At 67.5% G+C, this 20,754-nt stretch carries 20 protein-coding genes; 11 read left to right on the forward strand and 9 right to left on the reverse strand.

Annotation, left to right across the window (positions count from 1 at the left end; translation table 11 throughout):
• Positions 1 to 7 precede the first annotated feature (7 nt).
• Together ACTIF2_RS01205 and ACTIF2_RS01210 are read right to left on the reverse strand one after the other, a co-directional pair.
• Positions 8 to 847, reverse strand: coding sequence for a PfkB family carbohydrate kinase (locus ACTIF2_RS01205; RefSeq protein WP_439495186.1), 840 nt, complete (start codon positions 845 to 847; stop codon positions 8 to 10).
• A gap of 34 nt (positions 848 to 881) precedes the next feature.
• Entirely contained in the window at positions 882 to 1,895 is a 1,014-nt protein-coding gene (locus ACTIF2_RS01210) for an SIS domain-containing protein (RefSeq protein WP_439495187.1), read from the reverse strand.
• A 211-nt stretch (positions 1,896 to 2,106) separates the two neighbouring features.
• On the opposite strand from ACTIF2_RS01210, the gene ACTIF2_RS01215 reads away from it, so the two are divergent.
• Together ACTIF2_RS01215 and ACTIF2_RS01220 are read left to right on the forward strand one after the other, a co-directional pair.
• Positions 2,107 to 2,847, forward strand: coding sequence for a GntR family transcriptional regulator (locus ACTIF2_RS01215; RefSeq protein WP_439495188.1), 741 nt, complete (start codon positions 2,107 to 2,109; stop codon positions 2,845 to 2,847).
• 73 nt (positions 2,848 to 2,920) lie between these two features.
• Positions 2,921 to 4,249, forward strand: coding sequence for an NAD(P)/FAD-dependent oxidoreductase (locus ACTIF2_RS01220; RefSeq protein WP_439495189.1), 1,329 nt, complete (start codon positions 2,921 to 2,923; stop codon positions 4,247 to 4,249).
• A 102-nt stretch (positions 4,250 to 4,351) separates the two neighbouring features.
• On the opposite strand, the gene ACTIF2_RS01225 is transcribed toward ACTIF2_RS01220, so the two are convergent.
• A complete protein-coding gene (locus tag ACTIF2_RS01225) occupies positions 4,352 to 5,878 on the reverse strand; it encodes an ABC transporter substrate-binding protein (RefSeq protein ID WP_439495190.1) in 1,527 nt (508 codons plus the stop codon).
• 283 nt (positions 5,879 to 6,161) lie between these two features.
• Between ACTIF2_RS01225 and ACTIF2_RS01230 the strand changes: the two genes are divergently transcribed.
• The 7 genes from ACTIF2_RS01230 (at position 6,162) to ACTIF2_RS01260 (ending at position 13,844) form a co-directional block, all read left to right on the forward strand.
• Positions 6,162 to 6,590: a RidA family protein gene (locus ACTIF2_RS01230; protein ID WP_439495191.1), complete on the forward strand. Its 429-nt coding sequence runs from the start codon at positions 6,162 to 6,164 to the stop codon at positions 6,588 to 6,590.
• A 13-nt stretch (positions 6,591 to 6,603) separates the two neighbouring features.
• On the forward strand, positions 6,604 to 7,761 hold the full coding sequence (locus ACTIF2_RS01235) for an NAD(P)/FAD-dependent oxidoreductase (protein WP_439495192.1): 1,158 nt from the start codon (positions 6,604 to 6,606) through the stop codon (positions 7,759 to 7,761).
• A gap of 14 nt (positions 7,762 to 7,775) precedes the next feature.
• Positions 7,776 to 8,489 (forward strand): SDR family NAD(P)-dependent oxidoreductase, encoded by a 714-nt coding sequence (locus ACTIF2_RS01240; protein ID WP_439495193.1) that lies wholly within the window; start codon positions 7,776 to 7,778, stop codon positions 8,487 to 8,489.
• A 107-nt stretch (positions 8,490 to 8,596) separates the two neighbouring features.
• Positions 8,597 to 10,150, forward strand: a complete 1,554-nt coding sequence (locus ACTIF2_RS01245) for an ABC transporter substrate-binding protein (RefSeq protein ID WP_439495194.1) — start codon at positions 8,597 to 8,599, stop codon at positions 10,148 to 10,150.
• A gap of 57 nt (positions 10,151 to 10,207) precedes the next feature.
• The gene (locus tag ACTIF2_RS01250; protein ID WP_439495195.1) at positions 10,208 to 11,146 is read left to right on the forward strand and encodes an ABC transporter permease; all 939 of its coding nucleotides are present in this window, start codon (positions 10,208 to 10,210) and stop codon (positions 11,144 to 11,146) included.
• Positions 11,143 to 12,033 carry an ABC transporter permease gene (locus tag ACTIF2_RS01255; protein WP_439495196.1) on the forward strand — a complete coding sequence of 297 codons (891 nt, stop codon included), beginning with the start codon at positions 11,143 to 11,145 and terminating at the stop codon, positions 12,031 to 12,033. Before ACTIF2_RS01250 ends, ACTIF2_RS01255 begins: the two co-directional genes overlap by 4 nt.
• On the forward strand, positions 12,030 to 13,844 hold the full coding sequence (locus tag ACTIF2_RS01260; RefSeq protein WP_439495197.1) for an ABC transporter ATP-binding protein: 1,815 nt from the start codon (positions 12,030 to 12,032) through the stop codon (positions 13,842 to 13,844). The genes ACTIF2_RS01255 and ACTIF2_RS01260 overlap by 4 nt, the downstream gene beginning before the upstream one ends.
• A gap of 12 nt (positions 13,845 to 13,856) precedes the next feature.
• On the opposite strand, the gene ACTIF2_RS01265 is transcribed toward ACTIF2_RS01260, so the two are convergent.
• On the reverse strand, positions 13,857 to 15,056 hold the full coding sequence (locus ACTIF2_RS01265) for an aminotransferase class V-fold PLP-dependent enzyme (RefSeq protein ID WP_439495198.1): 1,200 nt from the start codon (positions 15,054 to 15,056) through the stop codon (positions 13,857 to 13,859).
• Positions 15,057 to 15,121: 65 nt separating this feature from the next.
• On the opposite strand from ACTIF2_RS01265, the gene ACTIF2_RS01270 reads away from it, so the two are divergent.
• Entirely contained in the window at positions 15,122 to 15,931 is an 810-nt protein-coding gene (locus ACTIF2_RS01270) for an IclR family transcriptional regulator (RefSeq protein ID WP_439495199.1), read from the forward strand.
• A 2-nt stretch (positions 15,932 to 15,933) separates the two neighbouring features.
• Here the strand turns inward: ACTIF2_RS01270 and ACTIF2_RS01275 are convergent, their stop codons facing one another.
• The 5 genes from ACTIF2_RS01275 to ACTIF2_RS01295 form a co-directional block, all read right to left on the reverse strand.
• Positions 15,934 to 16,416: a RidA family protein gene (locus ACTIF2_RS01275; protein ID WP_439495200.1), complete on the reverse strand. Its 483-nt coding sequence runs from the start codon at positions 16,414 to 16,416 to the stop codon at positions 15,934 to 15,936.
• 51 nt (positions 16,417 to 16,467) lie between these two features.
• On the reverse strand, positions 16,468 to 17,262 hold the full coding sequence (locus ACTIF2_RS01280; protein WP_439495201.1) for an amino acid ABC transporter ATP-binding protein: 795 nt from the start codon (positions 17,260 to 17,262) through the stop codon (positions 16,468 to 16,470).
• Positions 17,263 to 17,276: 14 nt separating this feature from the next.
• Complete coding sequence (locus ACTIF2_RS01285; RefSeq protein WP_439495202.1) at positions 17,277 to 17,912, reverse strand: amino acid ABC transporter permease; 636 nt, start codon at positions 17,910 to 17,912, stop codon at positions 17,277 to 17,279.
• A gap of 4 nt (positions 17,913 to 17,916) precedes the next feature.
• Entirely contained in the window at positions 17,917 to 18,585 is a 669-nt protein-coding gene (locus tag ACTIF2_RS01290) for an amino acid ABC transporter permease (protein WP_439495203.1), read from the reverse strand.
• A 99-nt stretch (positions 18,586 to 18,684) separates the two neighbouring features.
• The gene (locus ACTIF2_RS01295) at positions 18,685 to 19,557 is read right to left on the reverse strand and encodes a transporter substrate-binding domain-containing protein (RefSeq protein ID WP_439495204.1); all 873 of its coding nucleotides are present in this window, start codon (positions 19,555 to 19,557) and stop codon (positions 18,685 to 18,687) included.
• 234 nt (positions 19,558 to 19,791) lie between these two features.
• On the opposite strand from ACTIF2_RS01295, the gene hemC reads away from it, so the two are divergent.
• Entirely contained in the window at positions 19,792 to 20,733 is a 942-nt protein-coding gene (gene hemC, locus ACTIF2_RS01300) for a hydroxymethylbilane synthase (protein ID WP_439495205.1), read from the forward strand.
• The last annotated feature ends 21 nt before the right edge of the window (positions 20,734 to 20,754 follow it).

The following is a 20,754-nucleotide window of genomic DNA, read 5'->3' on the forward strand; positions in this document are numbered from 1 at the left end:
CTCCCGTTCAACAGGCCGCGATCTCCGCGGCAGCAGACCATGGCGCGCCATGGCCGAATCCACCCTGATAGGCACAGACCGCCGCGGCATTGCCGGCGCCGGCGGCAAGCGCCTCCGGCGCGTCCCGCCCAGCCAGTAGGGCCAGCAGGAACGCGGCGATGAAACCGTCACCGGCACCCAGCGTATCGACGATCTCGGCGCGCGTGACCCCGTGGTGATGGAATACCCCACCCGCCAGGGCGAGCGAGCCGCGCTCGCCCCGCGTCACCACCACGAGCCCCGGCCCGGCCTCCATGCAGCGGCGAGCGAGATTCTGGCACTCTGCGTCGGACCCGGTGGGGAAGGACAGGAAGGCGATGTCGAGAACAGGCAGCGTCGCCGTCAGATTGGCGTCGGTCCAGCGCTCGGAGAAATCGTAGGAGAAGCGGCGGATCGCGGGACGCAGTGTCGCGAGATCGGCGTCGAGCTCGCTGTAGACGCTCGCATGCACCAGGTCGAAGCCGGCGATATAGGCGAGATCGGCCGGCGAGAAGCCGCCCCATTGCCCACGCACGCCACGCTGCGAGCGCAGGAAGCGGCGGTCATTACCGTCATGGCCGATGAAGGCGCGGGCATTGTCGCCGGGGCAGATGCGGCAATGGCTGGTGTCGACGCCCTCCGCGCGCAGCGCATCGACGAGCAGCATGCCGGCCTCGTCCGAGCCCAGGCAGCCGAGATAGCCCGTCTGCGCGCCCAGGCGATGGGCCAGCACCGCGACATTGACCGCATTGCCGCCAGGGAACTGCAACGCGCGATCGACATAGGTGTCGACCGTGTTGTCGCCGAGCCCGAGCAGGCTGTGGGTCATGGGCGGTTCCTTGGTCGCTTCCCGGCGCGCCTGATCAGTAGGCGACCTTCCACATGTAGCGGCGGGTCGAAAGCGGCTGGTTGTGCAGCACCGACAGATGCGCCGCCATCCGCTTCAGCGCCGATTGCAGGATATAGGGCGCAACGATCGGGCGGATTTCCGGCGCGATCCCGGTCATGGCGAAATCGCGGGAATCGTATTTCATCACGCGCTCGGCATGGGTGTCGCAGAAGCTCGTCACCCGCTCCATCAGCGGCCGGCTCGGATCCTCGCCGGTGATCAGGATCAGCGGCGTCTGCCGGTCGATGATCTCGAAGGGGCCGTGGAAGAACTCGGCGGCCTCGATCGGATAGCTGTGCAGCCAGAGCATCTCCATCAGGATGCAGACGCCGAAGACATAAGCCGTGGTGAAGCCCGGCCCCGAGGCGACGTGGTAGAAATTGCGATCCTTGGCGTAGAGGCGCGCGTCCGTCGCGGCCCGCTCCTCGTTCTGCTCGGCCGCATCGCAAATCGCCGCCGGCAGCGCGTCGAGCGAAGACACGAGCTTGTCACCGAGCGCCCAGCCCTCCTTCGCGTTCATGACGCCGCCGACCAGCGCCTGCATCAGCATGAACATCGCGGCGAAGGATTCGCTGGTGTCGCCGACGATGAAATGCTGCGGCACGGCGAGCGCCAGCGGCTTGTCGGCATATTGGCTGAAGGCGACGACCTTGCAGGGCCTGTCCTTCAGGAAGGCGGCGGCTGCGACCGTCTCAGGCGTGGTTCCCGACTTGGAGGCCAGCAGGACCAGTGTGCGGCCATCCAGCCGCGGCGGATCGATCGCCATCAGCTCGGCCGGGAAATAGCGGCGCACCTCGATGCCCGGCGAATAATGCTCGAGCCAGTACTTGATGCCGAGCATGGCGCGATTGGCCGAGCCGCAGGCGACGAGATAGATCCGGTCGATCTCGGGAGCGAGGCGGCGACCCAGCGCATAGGCGGCGGGAACGGCGGCGCGGGTCTGCGCGAAGCCCTCATGAACGCGGGCGCGGTCGAAAGCGATGGACATGGGAAGCGTCGGTTTCCGGCAGCGATGAATTGCAGGCGGCGAAGAATTGGTATATACCAATCACCTATACCAATTCCTGTCAAGCATAGTCCAATCCGCCCATCGCCTATCTCGCCAGCGCGCGAATCGCGTGCTTCTGTGAATCCGGGATGTGGAGCCGAGACATTCCCCGCTATATGCGGAAACGAGAAGGTTGCGAGAGACGCCAGCCATGCGCGAACCCGCGAAACGGGCCAAGCCGATCTATGTCGAGGTGCAGGACTACCTGCTCGACCTCGTCGCGGGTCCGGACTATGGCCCCGGCGACCGCGTGCCGTCCGAGCGGGCGCTCGCCGACACGCTCGGGATCAACCGGATGACCGTGCGCAAGGCGATCGACAAGCTGGTCGACCGCAACGTGCTGGAGCGCAACGGCACCAGCGGCACCCGCGTCCCGCTGGTCCAGGTGACGCGCCCGATCGAGGTGCAGTCCAGCCTCGGCATCACCCGCATCATCCGCAATGCCGGCGGCAATCCCGGCAACAAGCTGCTGCATTTCGGCGAGGAGACCGCGACCGACAGCATCGCACGCCGGCTCGACATCGCGTCCGGCTCCGACCTGATCATGTTCCGCCGGCTGCGCAGCGTGAATGACGAGCCCTTCTGCATCGAGACCAGCTACCTGCCGGCGACGCGCTTTCCCGGACTGGTCGCCGAAGACCTCGTCGCCGGGCAATCGCTCTACGGGCTGCTGCGCGAGCGCTACGGCGTCGAAGCCAGCGCCCGCGAGCGCGAGATCGGCGTCGGCACCGCGACCGATCTAGAGGCCCGCCTGCTGCTGATCAAGCCGGGCTCCCCCACCCTGCTGCTGAGGCTCGTCGCGCGTGACGGCGAGGGCCGGCCGATCGAATACATGAGATCGGTCAACCACCCGCACCACGTCGTCTTCCGGAATTCAACGCCCACGCCCTAGGACCAGCCATGGCTATGCTCGCGTCTCGCTTCCGGCCCGAGGCCGGACCGCTTCCTTCGACCCGGGAGGGCGTGTGATGGGCATCACCATCGAGACGATCGATCCCGATACCAGCCTGCCCGCGAGCAGCGACGTCGTCGTCATCGGCGGCGGCATCATCGGCATCATGACCGCGCTCTTCCTTGCCAAGGACGGGGTTTCCGTCACGGTCTGCGAGAAGGGCGAGGTCGGCCACGAGCAATCCGGCCGCAACTGGGGCTGGGTCCGGATCATGGGCCGCGATCCCGGCGAGATTCCGCTCGGGCTGGAGAGCATGCGGCTCTGGTCCGAGATGGACAAGCTGGTCGGCGGCGATACCGGCTTCACCCGTTCCGGCATCGTCTATGTCGCCGACACGCCGGCGGCGCTGGCCCAGCACGAGGCCTGGCTCGACCATGCCAAGCAGTACCAGCTCGATTCCCGGCTGCTGAGTTCGCGCGAGATCGAGAACGTCGCGCCCGGCGTCAAGCGCACCTTCGCCGGTGCGCTGTTCACGCCGAGCGACGCGCGGGCCGAGCCGCAAAAGGCCGTTCCGGCGATGGCGCGGGCGCTGCGCCGCCATGGCGGCACGGTGCTGACGCGCTGCGCCGTGCGCGGCATCGAGACCAGGGCCGGCCGGGTCAGCGCCGTGGTGACGGAACGCGGCACGATCGCCTGCTCGCAGGTGGTGCTGGCCGGCGGCGCCTGGTCGCGGCTCTTCCTCGGCAATCTCGGCATCGATTTCCCGCAGCTCAAGGTGCTCGGCTCGGTGCTGCGAACCGAACCGCTCGACGGCCCGCCGAGCCATGCCGTCGGCGGCTCCGACTTCGCCTTCCGCAAGCGCCAGGACGGCGGCTACACCGTCGCCCATCGCGGCGCGAGCAGCGCCGAGATCGTGCCGGATTCGTTTCGGCTGTTCGGCGATTTCGCGCCGTCCCTGCTGAAGCAGCGCAAGGAACTCAAGCTGCGGCTGAGCGGACGCTTCCTCGATGAACTCAAGACGCCGCGGCGCTGGGCGCTCGACGAGGTCACGCCGTTCGAGCAGACGCGCGTGCTCGATCCGGCGCCCGTCGACTCGATCCTGACATCGGCGCAGACCAACCTGATCGCGGCCTTCCCGGCCTTCGCCGGCATGAAGGTCGCGCAGGCCTGGGGCGGCTATGTCGACGCCACGCCCGACGCGGTGCCGGTGATCGGCGAGGTGCCGCGCCTGCCGGGCTTCTTCATCGCCAGCGGCTTTTCGGGCCACGGCTTCGGCATCGGCCCCGGCGCCGGCCGGCTGATCGCCGACCTGGTCTCGGGCCGGACGCCGATGGTCGACATGAAGCCGTTCCGGCTCGAACGCTTCGCCCGGCTGGAGCGCACGGCGCGGGCGGCGGGATGAAGCACCGTCATTGCGAGCGTCAGCGAAGCAATCCAGGAGGGCTCGCTGACCGACCCCTGGATTGCTTCGTCGCTGCGCTCCTCGCAATGACGGGCGCTGCGCTTATGCCAGCGCGGTCTCTTCCATCGAATAGGCCGAGAAGAAGTTGGTGCCGCCCGGCAGGCCCTTGAAGCCGGTGATGCCCTTGACCATGCCATAGCCCTGCGAGCGCCAGGCGAGGCCGACCAGCGGCGCCTGCTCGAGCGCGAGCTTCTCGAGCTCGGCATAGATCGCCTTGCGCTTGGCGACGTCGAACTCGGCGCGGCCCTTGGCGAAGAGCGCGTGGATCTCGGGCGTCGGCAGGCCGAAGCTGCGCGAGATGTTGGGCGGCAGGTCGCCGTCGAGCAACGGGGCGAGACCGTCGGGATCGTTGTTGTCGGCGGTGGTGCCCTGGACGCAGAACTCGTAGCGGCCCTTGGCGCCGAGATCGACGCGCGAGGCCCAGTCCGGCAGGTTGAGCTTCACGTCGATGCCGATCTCGCCGAGATGGGCCTGGACGACCTCGGCGGTCGATTTGTGCATGCCGTATTGCGCTGTCGAGAGCAGCGTGCAGGAAAAGCCCTTCGCCATGCCGGCCTCGGCCAGCAGCTTCTTAGCGCGGTCGGGATCATAGCTCCAGAACTTGGCGCGCCCGGCGTCGTAATAAGGGCTGGTATCGGGGATCGGGATGCCCTGGAGCGGCGTGCCGCGCCCATAGAAGGCGGCCTGGACGATCTCCTCGCGCCGGATGGCGAAACCCACGGCCTGGCGCAGCCGCGCATCCTTGAACGGGCCGGTGGTGCCGTTGAAGTTCAGGCCCATGAAGGGGCCGTTGGCGGCGTCGAGCTTGAGGCGCGGATCCTTCTCGATCGCCGCCATGTGCTGCCAGGGCACATATTCGATCATGTCGATATCGCCGGCCTGGAGGCCCGCGACGCGCAGGTTCTCGTCGGCATAGGCGGTGAGCTTGATGCCGGCGAGCTTGGGCAGGCCCGGCTTGTAATATTTGTCGAAGGCCGCGACCTCGATCGAGACGCCGCGCTCCTGGTCCTTGATCGTGAAGGGTCCGGCGCCGACGCCGAGACCGCGACCCTCGATCGAATCCTTGGCGATGATCGGCGCATGCGGGCTGGCGAGCCAGATCGGCAGCGTCACCGTCGGCTGCTTCATGACGATGCGCACGGTGCGCGGGTCAGGCGTCTCGATCTTTTCGATGCCGCCGAACTCGGCCTTCAGGAAGCCGGTGGAGTTCGGCGCGGCGATCTGCTCCAGCGTCCATTTCACGTCCTCGGACGTGACCGGCTTGCCATTGTGGAAATGCGCCTGGCGCAGCTTGAAGATCCAGCCGGTCGGGCCGTCCTGGGTCCAGGACTCGGCCAGCTCGGGCCGGACCTCGCCCTTCTCGTCGAAGCCGGTCAGGCCACGGAAGATCAGGAGCTTCACGGTCAGCGCCGCGGTGCCGGTATGCACCCAGGGCTGCAGGCTCGGCGGAAAGCTCGACAGGCCGAAGCGCAGCACCTTCTTCGCCGGCGTCTGGGAAAAGGCGGAACCATGGACCAGCGGCAGGCTGGCTCCGGCGGCAAGCAGGGTACGGCGCGAAATCATCGTCATCGGATATCCCCTTGTTTTTTGGCCTTGGTTCAGCATGGATTGGTATATACCAGCCTGTCAATTCGCTTTCCGCACGGTTCCTTTAGCTTCGGCCAGCATCGCGGTGGGGAAGACTTTTCCTGCATGGGCCAAACCGAAGAGCATCGACCTCCGCGCCATTCGTTGCCGAGGCAATCATTCCAGACCGACTTGCCCCGACCCGCTGCGGCGATCCTTGACAGCGGCAGGCAGCTCGAATGGTATATACCAATCGAACCACCTGCCGTGCCTGAAGGAGAGCCCCGTGAGTGAGATCATCAAAGTCAAATCCGGGAGCAAATTCGAGGACCTGAACAGCTATTCGCGGGTGGTGGTCGCCGGCGACATGATCTTCGTCTCCAACACGGCGGGCCGGAACTACAAGACCCGCGCCATCGCCTCGGACGCCGCGGGCCAGGCCGAGCAGGCCTTCCGCAACATCGAGGGCGCGCTCGCCGCCGTCGACGCCTCGCTGAAGGACGTGGTGGCGATCAAGGTCTTCGTGCCCGACATCGCCGACATGGAAGCGGTCGGCGCCGTCGTCGGCCGCAAGTTCAGGGGCATCGACCCGGCCAACACCACGACCTGCACGCCGCTCGGCCAGCCCGAGCTCAAGGTCGAGTTCGAGGTCACGGCCTATAAGCGCCGCAAGCCGGACGAGCCCGAGAAGCGCATCAGCGTCGACCTCTCCTGAGGCGGCCTGGCCCATGCCGGATGTCGTCATCGTCGGAGGTGGGATCAGCGGCGCGGCCGCCGCCTACGAGATCGCGCGGGCCGGCCATTCGGTGACCCTGTTCGAGGCCCGCGTCCTGGCGGCGATGGCCTCGGGCTGGACGCTCGGCGGCGTCCGGCAATCCGGGCGCGACCCGGCCGAGCTGCCGCTGGCAAGGGCCGCCGTCGAACGCTGGGGCGGGCTCGACGAGGAGCTCGGCGCGCCGACCGGCTATCGCCGCCGCGGCAACCTGCGCCTTGCCCGAACCGAGGCCGAGGTCGAGACCATTCGCGAGCTGGTGGCCCAGCAGCGCCAGCTCGGCCTCGAGATCGACTATCTGCCCGACAATGCTGCGATCCGCGCGGTCGCGCCGGCCATCGCGCCATCGATCCTCGCCGCCTCGCTTTGCCCCGGTGACGGCCATGCCGACCCGGTGCCGGCGGTGCTGGCCTATGCCGCGGCCGCCCAACGCCATGGCGCGGAGATCCGCGAAGGCGTCGTGGTGCGTGCTCTGACGCGTAGCGGCGACCGGATCACCGGCGTCGAGACGGCTGAGGGCGAGACCGTCGCGGCCGGGCGCGTCATCCTCGCGACCGGCATCCACGCGCCGGAACTCCTGAAGCCGCTCGGCCTCGAACTGCCCTTGCTGATCCGGCTCGTCTGCGTGCTGCAGACCGTGCCGCTGCCGCCGCTGTTCGAGCAGGTCTTCGGCGTCGCCAATGCCGACGCCGCCGGCCGGCAGGAGATCGACGGACGGTTGCGCGTCACCACCGGGATCGGCACCTGGCCGCATGAGCCGACGCGCTGGACGCCGGACCTGCTGGCGCCGCGCGCAGCCGACGTCGCGACACTGATCGGACGCGTGACGCAGGTGCTGCCGGCGCTCGCCGATGCCGGCGTCTCTCGGATCTGGGGCGGGCTGATCGACCTGACGCCGGACGCGCTGCCGGCGATCGACGCCCATACCGGCGTCGAGGGGCTGATCCTGGCCGCCGGCTTCTCCGGACACGGTTTCGGGATCGGGCCGGTGACCGGCGAAATCCTGGCCGATCTTGCGCTGTCGCGGCAGCCGCGCTTCGATCTGTCCTCGTTCCGGCTTGGCCGTTTCGCCGGCCGCACGGCGACCCCTGCCAACCTGACGCTGCACGGCTGAAGGAACCGCCCGCAATGCTCGCCCCCGACGGACGCGTGATCCTGATCTCCGGCGCCAATCGCGGCATCGGCCGCGCCGTCGCCGAGGCGCTCTACACTGAGGGCTACAGCCTGAGCCTGGGCGGGCGCGATCTCGCCTCGCTCGAGAGCCTGAGCGCGGGCTGGGAGCAGGACCGCATCCATATCGGCCGCTACGATGCCGGCGACTGGGCGAGCCATCGCGCCTGGGTCGAGGCCACTGCGGCGCGCTTCGGGCGGATCGACGGTCTGGTCAACAATGCCGGGATGCACAGTGCGATGACGCTGCGCGACCCAGACGAGGCCGCGCTCGACGCGATCTGGGCGGCGAACTGCAAGGGCCCGCTCAACCTGATCCATTGCGCGCTGCCGCATCTCGAAGCGAGCGGCACGGGCCGCATCGTCAATGTCGCCTCGATGTCGGGCAAACGCGTGCGCAACGACCATATCGCCTACAACATGACCAAGCATGCGATGATCGCGCTGAACCATGCCGCGCGCCGCATCGCCTGGGACAAGGGCGTGCGCGCCACCGCGCTTTGCCCCTCCTTCGTGCCAAGCGACATGACGGCCTACAGCAAGGCGCTGGCGCCGGCGGAGATGACCCAGCCGGAGGATCTCGCGAGGCTGGTTGCCACCGTGCTCGCGCTGCCCAACAATGCCTCGGTGGCGGAACTGCTGGTCAATTGCAGGCTGGAGGATACGCTCTAGAAGGCATCGAAAACCCGGACGAGGCGTCGCGATCCCCAGAGATCCCGCCCTGCCCGATCGCACCATCGGCACAAGTCGAGACTTAAATAAAAACGCAGGGGAATGCCATGAAACGAACCGGAACCCTCCTCGCCGCCATGCTGGCCAGCGCCCTGCTGGCGAGCCCGGCCTTGGCGCAAAAGACGGTGCTGACCGTCGGCATGCAAAGCGCCGATGCCGGCGTGCTCGATCCGCACATCAATTCCGGCACGCCGGGCAAGGCCCTGTTGAACTGGATGTTCAACGGCCTCGTCCGGATCAAGCCGGGCGAGCTCTCGCCCGAATTCATCGAGCCCGATCTCGCCGAGAGCTGGACCTCCTCGACCGACGGCAAGGAATGGACTTTCAAGCTGCGCCAGGGCGTGCAGTGCCATCACGGCTATGGCGAGTTCACCTCGGAGGACGCGGTCTATTCGCTGAACCGCGCCGCCACCAAGGAAAGCTCGGCCTTCTCCTCCGACTACACCGCCTTCGACAAGGTCGAGGCGCCGGACAAATACACGGTCAAGATCACGCTGAAACAGGCGATCCCGAGCCTGCTTGGCATCGTCATGAACTACCATGGCGGCAACATGGTCTGTAAGAAGGCCGCCGAGGAACTGGGCAAGGATGGCTTCGCCAAGAAGCCGGTCGGCACCGGCCCGTTCATGTTCCAGGAATATGTTCCGCAGCAATATGCCAAGCTCGTCGCCAACCCGAATTATTTCCGCGGCAAGCCGAAGCTGACGGAGATCCTCTACCGCTTCATCCCGTCGGATTCCTCGCGCGACCTCGCCTTCCAGGCCGGCGAGCTCGACATGATGCTCGGCCGGCAGGAGCAGGCCTGGGTCGATCGCATGCAGGCGATCCCCGGCGTCAAGGTGGTGGCGATGGGCCCCGCCGAGATGTCTGTGCTGCATCTCAACATGAGCCAGCCGCCGCTCGACAACCTCAAGGTCCGCCAGGCGATCGCGCATGCGATCGACCGCAACGCGATCTGGCAGTTCCGCGGCAAGAACATCTCGCGCCCGGCCGTCTCGGTGGTGCCGTCGGGCTATCTCGGCACGGACGAGAAGGCGGCTTTGCTGCCCTTCGACCTCGCCAAGTCGAAGGCGTTGCTGACCGAAGCGGGCTTCCCCAACGGCGTGACGATCAAGGCGATCAACACCACCCTGCCCTCGATGCTGAGCTTCACCGAAGCGGTGCAGGCGCTGCTCAAGAAGGCCAATATCACGCTGGAGATCCAGCCGGTGGAGCATGCCACCTTCCACCAGCAGATCCGCCAGGACCTGTCGCAGGTGGTGCATTTCCAGGCGGCGCGCTTCCCGGTGGCGGACGTCTACCTGACGCAGTTCTTCCATTCGCGCTCGATCGTGAAGACGCCGACCGCGGTGACGAACTTCTCGCATTGCAACGTCGCCGATGCCGAGATCGACCAGGCCCGCTCGGAGACCGACAAGGCCAAGCAGCTGGCGCTCTGGAAGACGGCGCAGGAGAAGATCATCGCGCAGGTCTGCGCGATCCCGGTGAACGAGATGATGCAGCTCTGGGCCTACAAGGACAGCCTCGACCTCGGCTACGAGCTCAAGGCCTCGTTGAACCTGGGCCCGCCGGTCCTCGAGACCACGCGTTTCACCAAGTGAGCGTTCGGGAGCGGCCGGTCCGCGGCCGCTCCCCTTCTCCGGCATAGCGGCGGCATCATGGGCGCCTTTCTCGTCAAACGCCTCGGCTTCGCGGTGGTCACGCTCTGGGCCGTGCTCTCGCTCGTCTTCGTCGTGGTGCGGATCGTGCCCGGCGATCCGGCGCAGGTCATTCTCGGCGACCAGGCCGACGCCGCCGCGATCGCGGCGATGCGCACGCGGCTCGGCCTCGACGCGCCGCTGCTCGAGCAATATTGGAGCTTTCTCTACGGCGCGCTGCAGGGCGACTGGGGCGTCTCGCTCGTCACCGGCCGGCCGGTGATCCAGGAGGTGCTCGCCGTCCTGCCCTGGACGATCGAGCTGACCATCGTCTCGCTGATCCTCGGCATCCTGCTCGGCGTGCCGCTCGGCGTCTGGGCCGCGATCAACCGCAACCGCATGCCGGACTACGTGACCCGGATCGCCTCGCTGATCGGGCTGTCCTTCCCGCCCTTCGTCTCGGCGATCATCCTGCTCATCCTCTTCGCGATCATGCTGCGCTGGTTCCCGGTGATCAGCGCCGGCCAAGGCTCGTTCTCGGCCTGGTTCCAGGCGATGACGCTGCCCGCGCTCAATCTCGGGCTGATCATGGCGGCCTACATCACCCGCGTGACGCGCTCGGCCATGCTGGAGGTGATGCAGGAGGATTATGTCCGCAGCGCCCGGGCCAAGGGCGTGCCCTGGCGCGTCGTGATCTGGCGGCACGCGCTGCGCAACGCGCTGATCCCGGTGATCACCATCGTGGGCTTGTATCTCGGCATCCTGATCGGCAATTCGGTGCTGACCGAGATCGTCTTCAACCGGCCGGGGCTGGGCAAGCTGATCGTCGGCGCGCTCAACCAGCGCGACTACACCATGCTGCAGGGCATGATGGTGATCTACACCCTGATCGTCGTGCTGGTGAACATCGCGACCGACCTGACCTATGCCCTCGCCGATCCCAGGGTGAAGCTGTCATGAGCGCCTCCGTCCACGATGCCGGCCCTGCCGCGCCGCCGCGACTGCGCTGGCTCAAGGCGACGATCGGCGCCTTCAACGCCAACAAGACCTCCTGGGTCGGGCTCGCGATCGTCGTGCTCGTGATCCTGGCCGCCGTGCTGGCTCCGGTGATCGCGCCGCATGACCCGCTCGAGCAGAACATCCTGTCCAAGCTGCAGCCGCCGCACGAGAACTATTATCTCGGCACCGATTATTTCGGCCGCGACATCCTCTCGCGCCTGCTCTACGGGGCGCGCATCTCGCTGGTGATCGGCTTCGCCTCGACCGTGATCGCGATGGTCGTCGGCTCGCTGATCGGCGTCCTCGCCGGCTGGTATGGCGGGCGCTTCGACGTGGTGGTGATGCAGGCGATGGACATCCTGCTCGCCTTCCCCTCGCTCATCCTCGGGCTGATCCTGGTCGCGATGCTCGGCCCCTCGATGGAGAACATCACGATCGCGATCGCGCTGACCTCGATCCCCTCCTTCGCCCGCATCGCCCGCGCCCCGACCATCACAGTGAAGGAGCGCGACTATATCGAGGCCGGCCGCGCGCTCGCCTTCTCGGACGCGCGGATCATGGCGCGGCACATCCTGCCCAACATCTTTCCCGAGATCCTGGTGATGGCCTCGCTCTGGCTCGCCAGCGCGATCCGCACCGAGGCGTCGCTGGCCTTCATCGGGCTCGGCGTGAAGCCGCCGATCCCGACCTGGGGCGGCATGATCCGCGAGGGTTTCGAGAACATCCTCGACAGCTACTGGCTGGTGCTGGCGCCGAGCCTCGCGATCCTGATCATCGTCTTCGCGCTCAACATCCTCGGCGATGGCTTGCGCGACGCGATCGACCCCAAGCTGAAGGGCGAGCGATGAGCGGCCCCGTCCTCTCCGTCGCGAACCTGCAGACCGCCTTCCGTGTCGGCGGGCAATGGCGCTGGGCCGTCGAGGACCTGAGCTTCGAGGTCGCGCCGGGCGAGACCGTCGCGATCGTCGGCGAATCGGGCTCCGGCAAGAGCGTTACCGCGCTCTCGATCATGCGGCTGGTCTCGGCCGCCAACGGCCGAATCGAGGGCAGGATCGCGCTCGAAGGCCGCGACCTCTTGAAGCTTTCCGAAGAGGAGATGCGCAAGGTCCGCGGCAACGATGTCGCGATGATCTTCCAGGAGCCGATGACGAGCTTGAACCCGGTCCTGACCGTCGGCGACCAGATCAGCGAGGCGCTGCTTTATCATCGCGGGCTCGACAAGAGGGCGGCCGCCGCCGAGGCGCTGCGCATGCTGGAGAAGGTCCGCATCCCCTCCGCGAGGACCCGCTTCGGCAATTATCCGCACCAACTCTCCGGCGGCATGCGCCAGCGCGTGATGATCGCGACCGCGCTCGCCTGCAAGCCGAAGCTGCTGATCGCCGACGAGCCGACGACGGCGCTTGACGTGACGATCCAGGCGCAGATCCTCGAGCTGATCAAGACCCTGCAGGACGAGGAGGGCATGTCCGTCCTCTTCATCACCCACGACATGGGCGTCGTCGCCGAGATCGCCGACCGCGTCGTGGTGATGTGGAAGGGCCGCAAGCTCGAGGATGCGCCCTCCGCCCAGGTCTTCAACGCGCCGGTGCATGGCTATACCAAGGCGCTGCTCGCCGCCGTGCCCAAGCTCGGCGACATGGAGGGACATGGGCGCCCGCTGCGCTTCCCGCATATCGACCCGGATAATGGCGAGGTCCGGGGCAAGCCGGTCGAGGCCGCGGACACGGTCAAGGCCGACGAGGCGCCGCTGCTCGAGATATCCGGCCTGACGACGCGCTTCGGCATTCGCGGCGGCGTGCTCGGGCGGCTGCGCGGCATGGTGCATGCGGTCGAGAACGTCTCCTTCACGCTGCAGCGCGGCGAGACGCTGGCGCTGGTCGGCGAATCCGGCTGCGGCAAGTCGACGACCGGGCGCTCGATCCTGCGGCTGGTCGAACCATCCTCGGGGACGGTGCGCTTCCAGGGGCGCGACGTCACCGGGTTCGGCAAGGCCGACCTGCTCAATGTCCGCCGCGACATGCAGATGATCTTCCAGGATCCGTTCGCCAGCCTCAACCCGCGCAAGAGCGTCGGCGCGGCCATCGCCGAGCCGATCCTCGTGCACGGACTGGCGCAGGGCACTGAGGCGAAGGAGCGCGTCGCCGAGCTGCTGCGCCGGGTCGGGCTCTCGCCCGACATGGGCGTGCGCTATCCGCACGAGTTCTCCGGCGGCCAGCGCCAGCGGCTCGCGATCGCCCGCGCGCTGGCGCTCTCGCCCAAGCTCGTCGTGGCGGACGAGGCGGTCTCGGCGCTGGACGTCTCGGTCAAGGCGCAGGTTCTGAACCTGATGCTCGACCTGCAGGCCGAGTTCGGCCTCGCCTATCTCTTCATCTCGCACGACATGGCGGTGGTCGAGCGGGTCAGCCACCGCGTCGCCGTGATGTATCTCGGCGAGATCGTCGAGCTCGGCCCGCGCGAGGCCGTCTTCGCCGATCCGCAGCATCCCTATACGCGCAAGCTGCTCTCGGCCGTGCCGGTACCGGACCCGGCGCGGCGCGGGCTACGCCGCGAGCTCGCCATCGACGAGATCCCGAGCCCGATCCGCAAGCTCGACTGGACGCCGCCGGCCGAGGCACTGGTCGAGGTCGCGGCCGGCCATTTCGTCAGGCAGGCGGTCTGAGCCCCGCCAACCTCAATCGGGCCAGCGCTTCAGATAGGCGCGCCGGCGGTTGCGCCGGTCCTGCAGGGGCGTGGCGATGACCTCGTTGCTGCGGCGGGCCGCATCGAGCTCTTCAGCGAGCCGGTCGGCGACCTGCTTCTCCTGGCCGGGATGGAGATTGCAGGGATCGAGATAGAAGAAGCCGTGCTCGACCTCATGGTCGCGCACGATGACGGGCGGCTTTCCGCGAGCGAGAGCGTCGGCCAGGTCCCAGGCGGTGATATGGGCCTCCTGCGGCTCGACCGAGACCATCAACCGGTCGAGCGGATTGTCGGTCGGGTCCGGCACGATCTCGGCGCGCACGCCCGGCCTGTCGGCCAGCCGGTCGCGCCAGAGCGCCAGCGCCGCGCTTTCGCGCTCGCGGATGCCGGCATGGTCGCGCCGCTCCCAGGCCTCCAGCGCCGCGATCGTGCCGACGACGCTCTCCTTGCCGACCTTCATGCCGCGGCCGATGCCGCCATTCTGGAGGAAGGCGGCGCGCACCAGGTCCTTGCGACCGGCGACGATGCCGCCCGTCGGCCCGCCGAGGAACTTGTGCGAGGAATAGAGCGCGATATCGGCGCCCGCCGCCAGGAAACCCTCGAGGTCATATTCCGAGGCCGCGTCGACGATGACCGGAACCCCGCGCGCCCGGCAGATCGCGGCGAATTCGTCGAGCGGGATCTGCCCGTACTGGACGGTGTGATGCGAGACGACATAGACCGCCGCGGCGGTGCGCTCGCTGATCGCACCCTCGAGCTGATAGGCACGCGCGCTGGTCGCCTGCCCGACCGGCACCACCTTCGCGCCGGCGAGCCTGATGCCCTGCTCGACAGGAGCGCCATAGCTCACCATATGCCCCGTCATGATCAGGACCTCGTCCTTCAGGCCGGTCGCGTCCGGAAGGCGCTCCACCGCCAGGAGGTCGTCCCCGGTCATCGCGCCGGCAACGGCGAGCGTGATGCCGGCCGAGCAGGACGCCGTCACGAAACCCGCTTGCGCCCCGCAGAGCCGGGCGATCACCTTGCTCGCCTGTTTCTGAAGCTCGTCGACCTCGACGAAATGCGGCAGGACGGCCGCCATCGCGGCGATCGCCTCCGGCACGACGATGGAGGCGCCGAGCGCGGTCATCGTGCCTGATACGTTGATGACCGGCCGCAGGCCGAGCGCGTCGCGGATGTCTGGCTTGTTCATGGCGTTCCTCCGGGAGCGCGGTTACGATAATCGGTCTGCGCAATCGCAGGACAAGGAGCGGGCCAATGAAGGACAGCGAGATTCGGGTGCCGTCCGCGCCGATGGCCGAGAAGCCGCGCCGGGCCCGGGTCAGCGGCATCGAGCGCTCGATCCAGATCTTCGACTATCTCCAGGAGACGGGGCGGCCGACGACCGGCTACGACATCGCCCATGCCGTGGGCGCGCCGCTCTCCACGGTCTACGCCATCATCGACGAACTGGTCGCCCGGGACCTGTTGTCCCGTAACGGCAGCGCGGTCTGGCTCGGCCCCAAGCTGTACCATTACGGCCTGGCCTATGCCCGCGATCTGGAGACGATCACGATCGCGACGCATGAGATGCATGTGCTCTGCCGCGAGGTCGGCGAGACCGTGCAGATCTGCGGGCGCGACGGCGACATGATGGTCGTCGAGGCGATGGCCGAGGGACCGGGCCATTTCAAGGTGACCTCGCGCGTCGGCACGCGCGTGCCGCTGAACTGGACGGCCTCGGGCCGGCTCCTCGTCGCCCATCTCGATTTCGACGAGCGCGTCGCGCTGTTCCGTCGCTGCGCCAAGAGCTCGCCGACGGGCAAGGCGACGATCGACCCCGCTTTGCTCGCGGAGCAGTCGAGCGAGGCGCTGGCCGCCGGCCTCGCCGTCCAGGCAGGCGAATCCGACTATGCCGTGGCCTGCGTCGCATCCCCGGTCCGCGACAATGACGGCAATTGCGTCATCACCATCTCCGTCGTGCTGCCGGAGTTCCGCGTGATCGAGGATCCGGCGCGCTTCGGCGACGCGGTGCGCGGCGCGGCCCGCCGCATCGAAGCGAGCCTGGGCTGGAATTTCCGGCAATAGGCTCATGAGACGGCGATGACGGCTTCGATCTCGACGGTGATCTGACGCGGCAGCGAGCCGAAGCCTACCGCCGAGCGGGCATGGCGCCCGGCCTCGCCGAAGACCGCGAGGAAGAGGTCCGAACAGCCGTTGATGACGGCCGGGTGATCGCAGAAATCCGGCGCGGCATTGACCATGCCGAGCACCTTGACGATGCGGCGCACCCGCGAGAGGTCGCCGAGCGCCGCGTGCAGCACCGCGATCAGGTTGAGCCCGGTCAGCTGCGCGTGCTGATAGGCCTCCGTGACGCTGACATCGGCGCCGACCTTGCCGGCATGCAGGCGCCCGTCGGCATGGGTCGGGCCCTGGCCGGAGAGATAGACGAGCTGCCCCTCCTGGACATGGGTGGTGAAATTGCCGATCGGCTCCGGCACCTGCGGCAATTCGAGGCCGAGCCTGGCCAGCCTCTCATAAGGCGATCCGGCTTCATCGGAGGGGGAAGACATCGGCGAACTCGACATGACAGTGTGACGGGAAGGCTGGGCTAAGGAACGGGATCAGGTCGCAGCCCGGAAGCCGGCGAAGCGCGACAGGAACGCCCGCAGGCGCTCGCTCGGCTGCTCGTCGAACACGGCCTTCGGCGGCGCGTCGATCACGACATGGCCCTGATCGGTAAAGACGACGCGGTCGGCGACCTCGCGCGCGAAGGCCATTTCATGGGTGACGAGGATCATGGTCCGCCCCTCGGCAGCGAGCTCCTGGACGACGGCCAGCACCTCGCCGACGAGCTCGGGATCGAGCGCCGAGGTGATCTCATCGAGCAGCAGCACCTTCGGCTCCATCGCGACGGCGCGGGCGATGCCGACACGCTGCTGCTGGCCGCCGGAGAGCTGTGCGGGCATCGCGTCGAGCTTGGCGGACAACCCGACCCGCGCCAGCCATTTCTCGGCGATCTGCCGCGCCTCGGCCTTGCTCTTCCTGCGCGACTTGACCAGCCCGAGCATGACGTTCTGCGCCGCCGTGAGATGCGGGAAGAGGTTGAACTGCTGGAAGACCATGGCGGCATCGACGCGGATGCCGGCAAGCTCGCGGTCGCTGCGCCGGCGGCGACGCCCGCCGGCCTCGGTATAGCCGACCTCGACGCCGTCGATCCGGATCGAGCCGCCGTCATACTCCTCGAGGAAGTTGATGCAGCGCAGCAGCGTGGTCTTGCCGCTGCCGGAGGGGCCGATGATGGCGATCACCTGCCCTTTGGCGACATCGAGATCGATGCCCTTCAGCACCTGATGGGAGCCGAAGGATTTCGTGACGCCCGCAATGCGGATCACCGGTTCGGACGTGGACTCGGCCATGATCATCCTTCCGCTCAGATGAAGCGTTTCTCGAGCCGCCGGCTGAGGACCGAGAGCGGGAAATTGATGGCGAAATACATCAGCGCGCCCATGACATAGAGCGGCAGCGCGACATGGGTCCGCCCGATCACCTGCTGCAGCGAGAGCATCAGATCGACGATGCCGAGCAGCGAGACCAGCGACGAGCCCTTGATCGTGTCGACGACGCTGTTGACGAAAGGCGGCAGGAAGCGCCGCACCGCCTGGGGCGCGAGCACGTAGACGAAGCGGTCGAAGAGGCCGAGCCCGATCGTCTTCGCCGCCTCGGTCTGCCCGACCGGGATCGACTGGAAGGCGCCGCGGGTGATCTCGATGATCTGGGCCGTCTTGAAGGCGGTCAGCGCCACGATCGCGGCGGTGAGGCTGGGCAGGTTCACCTTGATCGCCGGCAGCCCGTAATAGACGAAATAGAGCAGCACCAGGATCGGCACGCCGCGGACGAAATCGGCGTAGAGCCGGATCGGAAAACGCGCCCAGAGCGGCCCGAAGACCAGGGCGAGCCCGAGCGGGATGCCAATCACCAGCGAGAGCAGGACGACGCTGACCGAGACCAGCAGCGTGATGCGCAGGCCGTCGAGCAGGAAGGGCATGGTTTGCAGGAAGAGCGTCATGGCCTCACCGCGCGATCGCGTAGCGGCGCTCGGCCAGCCGCAGCAGCAGCAGGATGGCGTAGCTGGTGACGAGATAGATCGGGGTTGCGAGCAGATAGACCTCGACCGTGCGGAAGGTCTGGGTCTCGATCCAGCGCATGCCATAGGCCAGCTCGGGCACGGCGATCGCCGAGGCGATCGAAGTGTCCTTGAACAGCGAGACATAGGTGTTCGATAGCGACGGCAGGGCGATGCGCAAGGCCGTCGGCAGCCGGACATGGACGAGCACGCCCGCCGGCGTCAGGCCGATCGCCTTGCCGGCTTCGATCAGGCCTCGCGGCACCGCCTCCAGCCCGGCGCGCAGGATCTCGACCAGATAGGCGCCGGAATAGATCGCGAGCGTCGCCACGAAGGAGGTGGTGGCGTCATATTGCAGGTCGATCGCGCTCGGCACGCCGTAGAAGACGAGATAGACTAGCAGCAGCAGCGGCACGTTGCGGATGAACTCGACATAGGCCCTGATCAGCGGCTTCGCCCAGCGCGGGCCGTCGAGCTCGATCAGCGCGAGAACCAGGCCGATCGCCATGCCGATCGCGATCGTCGCAGCCGCGAGCTCGATGCTGAGCAGCAGCCCCTCGAACAGTTTTGAGGCGTAGCGCCAGACGATCGCGAAGTTGAAGTGATAATTGGCCATGCCGAAGTGCTGCCTCGCGGGACAAGCAAGCGCCGCCTCGACCTCACGGCGCGCTTGCGGCGCGCGCCGGTCGATCGGGGCGGCGGCGGATCGCTGCCGTCAGAAGCGCGGCAGGCCCGGTTCGCGCACGGGCGGCTTCAGGCCGAAATAATCGTTGATCGCCGCGTCGTAGATCTCGTTCTGGTGACCGTAGATCGCGATGCCGAAGGTCGTGTCGACGAAGCGCACCCAGTCCGGATCGCCCTGGCGCATGCCGGCGCCGTAGAGCATCGAGTTCCACGACTTGCCGGCATCGGCGTATTTGTCCGGGTGCCGCTTCGCCAGCCACCACACGGTCGACAGATCGACGGCGGCGGCGTCGACGCGCTTGGAATCGAGCGCCAGGATGACGTTGGCCTGACTGTCGAGCTGCATCACGTTGGCCTGCGGCAGGACCTTCTTCACCGACGCCTCGGCATCGACGTTCTGAAGGATCGAGACGCGCGTGGAGGAGCCGGCCTTGAGCAGGCTGTCGAAGGTTTTCTTCTCGCTGTCGGGGCGGGTCAGCAGCGCGATGCCCTCGATGTAATAGGGCCGGGAGAACGCGATCAGCTGTGCGCGCGCCGGCGACATGGTCATGAACTGGATGACGATGTCGACCTTGCCGGTATTGATGTTGGGGATGCGCTGGGCCGCGTCCTGGCGAACGAACTCGACCTTCTTGTCATCGTCGAACAGGCCCTTGGCCAGGATGCGCCCCATGGTGATGTCCATGCCGACGAGCTGGCCCTTCTCGTCCTCGAAATGCCAGGGCGCATTGGTCGAGCCAGTGCCGACGATCAGCTTGCCGCGATCGAGGACCGTGCGCAGCAGGCTGGTCGGGGCGGACTGCGCCGCAGCCTGCCGGGCCGAGCTCGCCGCCGCGGCCAGGGCAAGCCCGCCGATCAGGCCACCCTTGATGAGATTTCGCTTGCTTTCGACAACGTCCCGCATGTCGCATTCTCCTCCTGCCAAGGTCAGCGTTTCCCTTTCCTGATATTTCATTATTATGGAATAAGGCACGCTATTATGGGATGGTAGAGGAGCAGGCTCCGGGCTGTCAATCGGACAGCCGCGCCTGCCAAGATGGAGCGATGCAACGCCGCACTCGCGGTGCGGGGCCAGCCCTGATATAGAGCGGCGCTCATCAACGGAGGCTGGCAGCTTCCAGCCTGGACAGAGTTTCCGATGCATCTCAAGATCGGCACGCGGCGCAGCCCCCTCGCGATGGCACAGACCAATTATGTCATGGGGCTGATCAAGGCGAAGCATCCCGAGGCCGAGTTCTCGCTGCATCCGATCGCGACCATGGCCGACCGCGACCGCGTCTCCGAGTTCCACCAGTTCGGCATCATCGGCGTGTTCTCGACCGAGCATGAGGAGCAGCTCGTCTCCCGCGAGGTCGACATCGTCGTGCATTCGCTGAAGGACCTGCCGACGACGCTGCGGGAGGGCCTCGTCCTGGCGGCCGTGCCGGAACGCGAGGATCCCCGCGACGTCCTGTGCGGCGCGGCCCTGAACGACTTGCGCCAGGGCGCGCGGGTCGGCACCGGTTCCCTGCGCCGGCGCGCGCAGATCCTGAGCCTGCGGCCCGATGTCGAGGTGGTGCCGATCAGGGGCAATGTCGGCCCCCGGCTCGCCAAGATCGACGGAGAGGACGGTCTCGACGCGGTCATCCTGGCGCAGGCCGGGCTGCAGCGCCTCGGACTGGCGAAAGCGACCTTCGAGCTGCTCGACCCGCAGCTCTTCCCCCATGCCGTCGGGCAGGGCGCGCTCGGCATCCAGGCCAGGGACGACGACGCGCAGCTCCTGGCGCTGCTGAAAGAGATCGAGGATCCCAGGATCCGCGCCGAGGTCGATTGCGAGCGGACGATGCTGCACGCGCTCGGCGCGGGCTGCAGCCTGCCCGTCGGCGCGGCGACGACCTGGAAGGACGGACGCCTGGCGCTGCATGCGCAGATCACCTCGATCGATGGCCGGCAGAAGCTCGTCGCTGCCGATGACGACGAGCCCGGGCGCGCGGTCGCGCTCGGTCTCGCGGTCGCCGAGACGCTGCGCGAGCGCGGCGGCGTCGACATCCTGGAATCGTCCTATCGCGGCTTCGGCCATTTCAAGTTCCTCGGCGCCTGAAGGCGGCGAGATACCCCGCGG

It is taken from the genome of Allobosea sp. (assembly GCF_051860145.1).
Taxonomy (GTDB): Bacteria; Pseudomonadota; Alphaproteobacteria; order Rhizobiales; family Beijerinckiaceae; genus Allobosea.